At 34.2% G+C, this 10,395-nt stretch carries 2 protein-coding genes and 1 pseudogene; all 3 read right to left on the bottom strand.

Annotated features, from left to right (window positions below; genetic code table 11):
• Positions 1-2: 2 nt before the first annotated feature.
• Positions 3-7,937 carry a non-ribosomal peptide synthetase gene (locus tag ABW636_RS21415; protein WP_367592143.1) on the bottom strand — a complete coding sequence of 2,645 codons (7,935 nt, stop codon included), beginning with the start codon at positions 7,935-7,937 and terminating at the stop codon, positions 3-5.
• Positions 7,938-7,948: 11 nt separating this feature from the next.
• The gene (locus ABW636_RS21420) at positions 7,949-10,087 is read right to left on the bottom strand and encodes a MupA/Atu3671 family FMN-dependent luciferase-like monooxygenase (protein ID WP_445012698.1); all 2,139 of its coding nucleotides are present in this window, start codon (positions 10,085-10,087) and stop codon (positions 7,949-7,951) included.
• A gap of 93 nt (positions 10,088-10,180) precedes the next feature.
• A pseudogene (locus ABW636_RS22605) lies at positions 10,181-10,395 on the bottom strand (AMP-binding protein); the annotation flags it as partial.

A 10,395-nucleotide genomic window follows, 5' to 3' on the forward strand; every position in this document is an offset into this window, starting at 1 on the left:
TTTTATAAGGTATGTACCTCATATTCGTTGTTTAAGTTTCTTTCTGCTTCTTGTCTTCTAATTAATAATTCTAGAAATTGGGCGTAATTTTTAAGTACTTTAATTTCAAAAATCTTCCGAATATCAACATCAACTTCAAAGCTTATAGATACTTTTGTTTTTAACTTCATTGCTAATAAAGAATATCCCCCTAATTCAAAGAAATCATCCTTTACTCCAATACCTTCTACTCCTAATAACTCTTCCCATATCTCAACTAATATTCGTTCTGTATCCGTAGAAGGAGCTACATATTCCTTTAATAGTGCGGTTATATCTGGATCAGGTAATGCTTTTCTGTCTATCTTACCACTATTAGTTAAAGGAAAATTATCCATCTCCATATATAAACCGGGAACCATATAGTTTGGCAATTTCTTACTCAGGTTTTCTTGGATACTCTCTGGATCAAAATCTCCTGAACAAACTATGTAACCAACCAAACGTTTTGAGTCTTGATCATCTTCTCTAGCTAAAACAACTGCCTGGGTAACTTCTTGTAATTGTACTAGTGCATTCTCAATCTCGCCTAACTCAATACGATAACCTCGAACCTTTAATTGATTATCTTTTCTGCCTATAAACTCTATATTGCCATCTGGTAACCATCTCGCCAGATCACCTGTCTGATACATTCGACCATCTTCTAGAAATGGATTGTCTATAAATTTTTCTTGTGTTAATTCTGTACGGTTTAAATAACCTCGTCCTAATCCTGATCCTCCTATATATAGCTCTCCTACAACACCAATAGGTAGTAACTCTAAGTCTCCATTTAATATATAAATCTGCGTATTTGCAATAGGAGTACCTATTTTTACTCTTTCATTAAGCGGTAATTTTTTAATAGTAGACCAAATTGTTGTTTCTGTAGGACCATACAAATTCCATATAAATTCATTTCCTGCATTTAACATTCCTGATTTTAACCTCTCTGGAAATGCCTCTCCCCCTGATAACAAAACAACCTTATCCTTATTTTTCCAACCCCCATCTAGTAAAATCTGCCATCTAGAAGGAGTTGCCTGAATATGACTTGGCTTTTTCTTATCTATATAAGCTGAAAGCAAAATAGGATCAATACTCGTCTCCTGACTACACAATATAACCTCTCCTCCTACAGATAATGGTAAAAACATTTCTAATACGGAAATATCAAAAGTAAAATTAGTCACACTAAGTAATTGTATAGAACTATCTATCATTAAGCTTTCTTCCATACTTTTTATAAAATTAAATAATGCACTATGTTCTATCATAACTCCTTTGGGTACTCCTGTAGATCCAGAAGTATAAATAACATAGGCCAACTGATCTGGGGTAACAATATCTTTGGGTAATGTTTTGGGTTGGTTCCATAAATCTTCTTCCAGATTACTTAAAGAAACAACCAACAAACTATCTGCCTTAAATAAATACTCCTTGCCAGCATCAGTAAGAACTAAACCTGCTCCCGTATCCCCTAACATAAAATCTATACGGTCCTCGGGATAATTAGGATCTATAGGAACATAAGCCCCCCCACTCTTCATAACCCCTAAAATGCTTATCATCATATCAAATCCCCGATCTAAACAAATCGGAACCAAAGTTTCTTTATCGATACCCTGATCTTGTAAATAATGGGCTAACTGATTGGAACGCTCGTCCAACTCAACATAACTCATCTCACTTTCTTCAAAAACCAGAGCAACTCCATTTGGATTGGACGCTACCTGATCCCTGAATAAATCCAAAACTGTTTTATCACTTGGGTAAGCTACACTGGTGTCATTAAAATCTAGTAGTAGTTGCTGCTTCTCTATATCTGTTAAGTACTCTAAATCTTTTATATACTCAACACCGTTCACAATACTCTCCAAAACAACTAACAAATGACCTTGGATCATATCAACTACAGCACTGCTTAAAACCGAATCGTTATATTGCAACTTAACTGACAAACCATCTGAAGTCTTATAAAAAGTAATACCTAATGTATAATTAATCTGTTCGTCGCTTACAATATTCTCTAACCCTAAGAACCCTTCTGAACTTAATACTGCTTCATCTACAGGATAGTTCTCAAAAATCAATAAACTATCAAACAATGAACCTATGATACCTTGATCTGACTGAATCATAGCTAAAGGAACATAACTAAACTCTTCCCTTCCTATCGTATGGCCATGCTGTAAATCTTGTAACCAAATACTTACCTTTATATTTGAGTCTATTTGAGTACATACAGGAAGCGTGTTGATATACAAACCTACCTTATGCTCTATACCTAAAATCGATGAATCCCTACCTGATACTGTAGCTCCAAAAACAACATCCTTACGACCCGTATACACCGATAATAAATATGACCAACAACCTTGTAACAACGTATTAATAGTTATACGTTCTGATTGTGTATAAACCAATAATTTATCAGTAATCTTTTTATCTAAAACGAATACCTTATCTCTATTGGTCATCTCCATTCCCTGACTAATATTTGTATTTGAAAATGGCAAATAACTCGGCTCTTCCACTTCTGATAAATAATCTCGCCAATACCTCTTACCTTTTAATAAACTCTGAGATCCTAAATGACGAATCTGATCTTTATATGCATCTAGATGTATTACTGGTAATTCGATACCTTCACTTAATCTTTTATAAGCACTCATAAATGAACTCATCATTTGAGAAAACGACCAACCATCCCATAAAATATGATGATTCGTAAATACTAACTTTGTGCAATCATCTCGTAAATGGATCAAAGTAATACGCCATAAAGGAGCGTCTTCTAAAACAAAACCTTTATTACGGTCTGATGCTAATAATAAAGATAAAGCTTCAGATTGCTCAGAATCTGACATAGACCGATAATCCAACTCCTCAATAGGGATCTCTACAGATTCGTAAACACACTGAACAGCTATATCAAAGTAGTTCGAATGAAAGCCTGTACGTAAAACAGTATGTTGGTTACATAAATGATTCCAACTCTCTAGAAAAATAGAAACATCTAATCCTCCTACTAAATCACAACTGAACTGAACCAAATAAGAAGGACTATCGGTATCATACAAACTATGAAACAAGATCCCTTCTTGCAACGGACTTAATGGATAAATATCCTCTATAACACCTTTATGAACAGGGGAAGATGTAAAACTACATAAGGATTCATAAACCACTGACTGTGGCAATCCATAATCACTAGAAGTAAAAACTCGACTATCTAAGCTCTCACAATGCGATAGAATAGCATCTAAAAAGGTCATATATTGCTCTGCAAGGTCAACTATAGTAATCTCCATATAACGATTACTGTCATAGTCCCAATCCATACAAAGCTCGCCATCAACTATAAAACTATTAATGGTCAATACACTTAAAATAGCGTTGGAACCTGCAATATCTCTTCCTCTTGATTCTGAGGAAAACCCTAAGCCCCCTTCTGCTTTTACGCTATTATCAAATCCCCCTAGATAATTAAAGAGTATCGAATCAAAATCCTGACTTAAAACAGACCTAACTTCTTCGGATTCTGATAAATATCGCAAAACACCATAACCAATTCCTTTATCAGGAATACCTCGTAACATATCTTTGGTATTGGCTATAACACTCCCTATATCACTCCCTGTTGAAGCTTCTAAAAGAACCGGAAATAAACTCGTAAACCAACCAACTGTCCTACTCACATCTATAGAAGGGAAAAGATCTTCACGGCCATGGCCTTCCAAACCAATAACAACCTGATCTGAATCTAACCAATTCGTTAAGCTCAACGCCAAAGCACTTAATAACAAATCATTAATCTCTGTACCATAAGCCTTATGAGCTCCATGCAATAGAACAGATGTCCTATCCTTATCCAAAACAGTGCGATAACTCGAAACATCACCATAACTACTATTGCCACTATAAGCCGTATCATGAGCAAACTCTGATACAGAAGATAAAATAGATGACCAATAAGGAAACTCTTCTAATAAATCTTCATCATTGGCATAACCCTTTAATGCCGACACCCATTGTCGATAAGAACTTTGCTTTACTGGTAATTCTGGAACTATACCGCTGGAAAAACCTTCTAATAACAATTGTAAGTCTTCTAATAAAATACGCCATGAAACACCATCAATCCCTAAATGGTGTACCACAAGCAATAAACGATTAAAACGCTCTTCATTGGTAGTCTCTAATAAAACAAAACGACAAATATCACCTGATTCAATATCTAAATCCCCCTGATAATAATCGCATAAATCATTAATATCTGAAAGCCTAGATAACTGTATAATGATTAAACTACCAGATGTTGATCCATATTCCTGTAATACACTTTCTTCTCGAGAACCGAACTGTAACCGAAGAGAATCATGATGGGTCACCAACATCTCTAAAGCCATGGATAAATCACCCGCATCGATACCTTTATCGATATCTAATAATACAGATTGGTTATAGTGGTTTGCTTTTTGGTAATCTTTGGCAAAAAACTCTTGTTGGATAGGCAATAATTCTAACCCCCCTTCTAATAATCCAACTTCACTATCAATAAAAACAGGATCTTTTATATTGGACGATAAATCCCGGATAGTCTGATAAGAAAACAAATCTTTTACACTAAAATGAAGATCTTTATTCTTACTGCGACTAACCATTTGAATTGCTTTGATCGAATCGCCTCCCAACTCAAAGAAATTATTACTTACACCAATACCTTCTACTCCTAATAAATCTTCCCATATCTCAACTAAGATACGTTCTCTATCTGTCAATGGAGCGACATACTCTGTTATCAATCCCGTTACATCGGGATCGGGTAATGCTTTTCTGTCGATCTTACCATTGCTGGTCAATGGTAAATTATCCAAAAACACATACAAATCAGGAACCATATAGCTCGGTAACTTCTTACCTAAACTTTCTTTGATCAAATCCTGATCAAAATACTCTGCACATACAATATAACTTACCAAACGCTTCGAACCTTGATCGTCTTCCAGAGCCAAAACAACTGCCTGGGTGACTTCTTGTAACTCTACCAATGCATTCTCTATCTCTCCTAACTCTATTCGATAACCTCGTATCTTAACCTGATGGTCTTTCCTGCCTATAAATTCTATATTGCCATCTGGTAACCAGCGTGCAAAATCGCCTGTCTTATAAAGTCGATCGCCTTCTTTAAAAGGGTTTTCTATAAACTTATCTCTGGTTAACTCTTCACGGTTTAAATAACCACGGGCAACCTGAACCCCGCCAATACACAACTCTCCGATAACTCCTATAGGCTGCAAACCTAATTCTGAGTTTAAGATATAAATCTGGGTATTCGTGACTGGTTTACCTATTGGAACTGTTGACCTACCCGAAGCTACATATTTATATTTCACACAACCTACTGTAGCTTCAGTTGGCCCGTATTCATTCCATATTACAGAATCTTCTTCTAAAAGTTCATGTAACGAATTTGCAAGTTGGCTCTCTAATTGTTCTCCTCCTACTATAAAATCTTTCTTTACGAATTCTACTTTCTTAGAAGTGTTACTAAATAAGAAAAGTTTAAGATGAGAAGGTGTTAATTTTATAAAATCATTAGTATCATCTTTTATTATATCTACTAATTCAGAATGAAAATCTTTATTACTATAAATTTTTATTAAGCCACCGCAAATTAATGGAGTGAATATCGATGTTATTGTTAAATCAAAAGCTAAAGATGTATACAGTGGAAATACCGGAAGTTCTTTTTTAACATAATTTGAATGTGACCATAAAATATAATTAAACAATGCCTTATATTCTACCATAACCCCTTTAGGGTTTCCTGTAGATCCCGAAGTGTAAATAACATATGCTAATTGATCTGGGGTAACAATATCTTTTGGTAATGTTTTGGGTTGATTGCATAAACCTTCTCCCAGACCATCTAAAGAAACAACCAATAGATTATCTTTCTTAAATAAAAACTCCTTACCAGCGTCTATAAGAACCAGGCCTGCTCCTGTATCCTCTAAAATAAAATCTACACGATCCTCAGGGTAATTAGGGTCTAGAGGAACATAAGCCCCTCCACTCTTCATAATTCCTAAAATACTTACGACCATATCAAATCCCCGATCTAGGCAAATCGGAATCAAAGCTTCTTTATCGATGCCCTGATCTAGTAAATAATGTGCTAACTGATTGGAGCGCTCATCCAACTCTCCATAACTCATCTCCTTATCTTCAAAAACTAAGGCAACTCTATTTGGATTGGACGCTACCTGATCCCTAAATAAATCCAAAATTGTTTTATCTCTTGGATAAGCTACACTGGTGTCATTAAAATCCACCAATAACTCACTTACTTCTAACTCATTAAGCATATCTAACTTTCCTATCGATTTCATCGGATCTGCTATCACAGAACTTATCAATGCCTTAAAATGTTCTGAAAAACGGATAATAGTATCCTCCTTAAACAACGAAGTACTATAATCCATACTAATAACTAAACTATTAGAATTATTAACAACAGATAAGCTAAGATCAAACTTAGAAGTATCCTGAACGATATCCATCATCTCAACACTAGCATCTCCTAAACTAAAATCAGCAATAGATTCGTTATTCTGGAATATAAACATTGTCTGAAACAAGGGGGTATTACTCTGGTCACGTGTTTTTACTAGGCGATCTACAACCTTCTCAAAAGGAACATCTTGATGATCATATGCTGATAGGGTCATAGTTCTAATATCTTCCAACAATGATTTAAATGATTGCCCTCCTTCTAAACGACTTCGCAATACAATCGTATTAACAAAAAAACCTATCAAAGAAGCAACCTCGGATTGTCCTCTATTAGCTATAGGGGTGCCTACGCAAATATCTCCTTGACCTGTATATCGATACAATAGCACTTTATAAACTGATAACAAAACCATAAACAAAGTATTTCCACTAGTCCTAGATAACTCCTTTAATCCTCTAGTAGCTTCTTCTGAAATTGTAAAAACATAACTCGAACCCTCTGTACTTTGAATTAATGGGCGATCATAGTCCGTAGGTAAAGCCAAAGGTTCTGATCCTAATAATTGAGCCTCCCAATACTGTAGTTTTTTTTCTAAAATGTCTCCAGACAAATACTCCCGCTGCCAAATGCTATAATCTGAATATTGAACAGGTAACTCTGGGAAAATCATTTCTTCTCCCAATAATAACGAATTATAATACCCTGTTAACTCTCGCACCAAAATAGGTAACGACCAACCGTCTGAGGCAATATGATGTAATACCAAAACTAAAATATATTCCTCTTCTGAGAGTTTGACAACACTGCACCGTAACATATAATCACTAGATAGATCAAATGGATAAGAAACCTCTTCTTTGATTACATCTTCTATAGTCTTATTTCCTTTTAACAAGGGTAAATCTATTTCTGTTATCGAAAAACTATTATTTTTTTGGATAAATTGATAACCTATTCCATCTTTTTCCTTAAAAACCGTTCGTAAAGACTCGTGACGTAATAAAACCGATTCTATAGAAGATTTTAAAGTATCTACACTCAGCCTACCCTTGATACGAAGCACTCTGGGTTCATGATACTGAACACTGCCGTGTAGTTTATCTATAAACCATAGACGTTCCTGCGAAAACGACATAGGAACAACTCCTCTTCGTTTAACCTTTACTATTGATGGAACTTCTATATTAGATTTATCATTTAAATTAAGGTTATGATTAAGTAAAAAAGAAGTAATATCAGATTTATTCTCTTTTAAAAGCTGAATAATTTCTCTTTTTATCTCCTTATTTTCTTCATATTTAAATTTTAATTCTCCATCTTTTACAAATAGTTTAAGGTCATTTTTTTCTGCCTCTTGTAAAATATCTAAAATCCTTTCTTTATGTTCTATCATTTCTTTCTTCTTTAAAGATCATAAGTTTTATAAACTGTATTATTATTCTTTAGCTTTTTAATCATTAATTCTAAGTATTGAACATATCTTTTTAATACAGGAAACTCAAAAACCTCTTTGACATTAATTTCAACTTCAAATTTTTCTGATACCAGAGTTGTTAAGCGCATTGCGAGTAACGAATGCCCTCCTAATTCAAAGAAATTATCATTAACTCCAATATCTTCTACTCCTAATAAATTTTCCCAGATCTTAACTAACTCTCGTTCTGTTTCTGTAGATGGTGCAACATATTTTTTTCGGTTATAAGAAGAATCATCCGGAGCAGGTAGAGACTTCCTATCTAGCTTGCCATTGGGTGTTAACGGAAACTCTTCTAAAAACACATAAATTCTTGGAATCATATAATCCGGAAACTTCTCCTGTAATCTTGACAGAATTTCCTCTATTGATATATCAGTATTCTTTATAACATAAGCAACCAATTGTTTTGCTCCACTTTCATCCTCCCTGACTAAAACGGCACTTTGCTTTACCTCTTCTATTGCATCCAAACCTACCTCGATCTCTCCTAATTCTATACGGTAGCCACGAACTTTTACTTGGGCATCCTTTCTGCCTATAAATTCTATGGTACCATCTGCCAACCAACGCACAAAATCCCCTGTCTTATATAAACGATCTCCCTTTATAAAAGGACTATCCAGAAACTTCTCTTTGGTTAGTTCTTTTCGATTTAAATATCCTCGAGCTACTTGGGCTCCACCGATATATAGCTCCCCTATAACCCCTGTAGGTAATACTTTCAAATCTTCATCTAAGACATAAATTTTTGTATTATCTATGGGTTTTCCTATAGTATTATATTCCTTAAAATCTACTTTTTCCATAACCGACCAAATAGTGGCTTCGGTAGGTCCGTACATATTATAAACTGTTGCTTTAGTTTTTTCAGATAACTTCTGTTTTAAGTCATGTGAGAATGATTCGCCTCCAACAATGATATGTTTTAACGAATTTATAAACTCTTGCGAGCTCTCATCGTCAACCAAAGTATTGAGATAAGATGGGGTTATTTGAATTGATGTTATTTCTTGATCTTTAACTCCTATTTTAGGGGAGCTAAATTCTTTACGGAGATCATTCAAATAACTCAATCCGTTTATAAATTTATCTCCACTGATTCCAAAATCAATTAAACATCCTATCTCAGTAATACCAGTATTGTAGAGTTTTTTTACCAGACTACTACAGCTTTCTTTTGTACCTAGGAGTGCTGATGTATTCCAATAACGCTCAAAGATTACATCTAATAAATCTTTTTTATTTATTCCTTGTTTTCTAATCTCTTCAATATCTATTCCTAGAACTTTGTTAAATAGATTTATATTGGACTCTATATAGTTTTTAAAAGGTATCTCAACAGTCTTTTTTACTTCCTCCAGATTTGAGCCTATATAAGTATGAAGCATTATCGTTACTTTGGCATCATCAACAGAATACCCATTTGACCTTAAAGTATCTTTATATACTTTAATGTTTTTTTGAAGTGTGTCAATATCCTGTCCCAACATATGAGTTAAAATATTGGCTCCTAATTTACCTGCACTTCTAAAAGTTTCTTCGTTACCTCCTGAAGTTATCCAAATAGGGATTTCTTTTTGAATTGGTTTAGGAAAAATGTTTAAATCAACTTCATTTCCTAAACCATTAACTCTTTTGATTTTTTCTCCTCTCCATAAAGCTTTGAGTTCTTCTAATTTTTCAAACATAATGGAATGCCTACCCTCAAAATTCTCAGGGCTAAAAACAAAATCATCAGCATGCCATCCAGATGCAATTGATAAGGAAACTCTACCCTTTGAAAGATTGTCTACAACTGACCATTCTTCTGCAACTCTTATTGTATCATGTAACGGTAAAACAACACTACCTGACCTAATCCCTATTTTTTCTGTTATTGTTGTTAATGAAGCTGCTAATACTGAGGGGTTAGGAAATATTCCGCCGAATTCATGAAAATGCCTTTCAGGTAACCATATGGCAGTAAAATCATTTTTATCAGCAAACTTAACAGAATCTAAAAGATACTTATATTTATCTTCACCAACTGTATCTTGATTTGAAAAATAAAACAGACTAAAATCCATTTTCGCAGGACCTTTGATAAAACTATCAAATCCATCAAACGAAGTATGACTAGGTTTTATAGAAGTTTTTATACCATTGCATAGTGTCCATAGCAATTCTAATATAGATATATCAAAAGAAATTGTAGTAAGTGATAATAAATGATCAGACGTGCTTAGGCTAAGAGAGTTATTCATACTCAACGCAAAATTAAATAATGCACTATGTTCTATCATAACTCCTTTGGGTACTCCTGTAGATCCAGAAGTATAAATAACATAGGCCAACTGATCTGGGGTAACAATATCTTTGGGTAATGTTTTGGGTT

Source organism: Aquimarina discodermiae (assembly GCF_040786235.1).
Lineage (GTDB): Bacteria > Bacteroidota > Bacteroidia > Flavobacteriales > Flavobacteriaceae > Aquimarina.

What these genes read in the sequence shown, in the direction of transcription:
- ABW636_RS21415 (WP_367592143.1), bottom strand. Translation starts at nt 7,937, where the DNA reads ATGATAGAACATAAAGAAAGGATTTTAGATATTTTACAAGAGGCAGAA.
- ABW636_RS21420 (WP_445012698.1), bottom strand. Translation starts at nt 10,087, where the DNA reads ATGGATTTTAGTCTGTTTTATTTTTCAAATCAAGATACAGTTGGTGAA.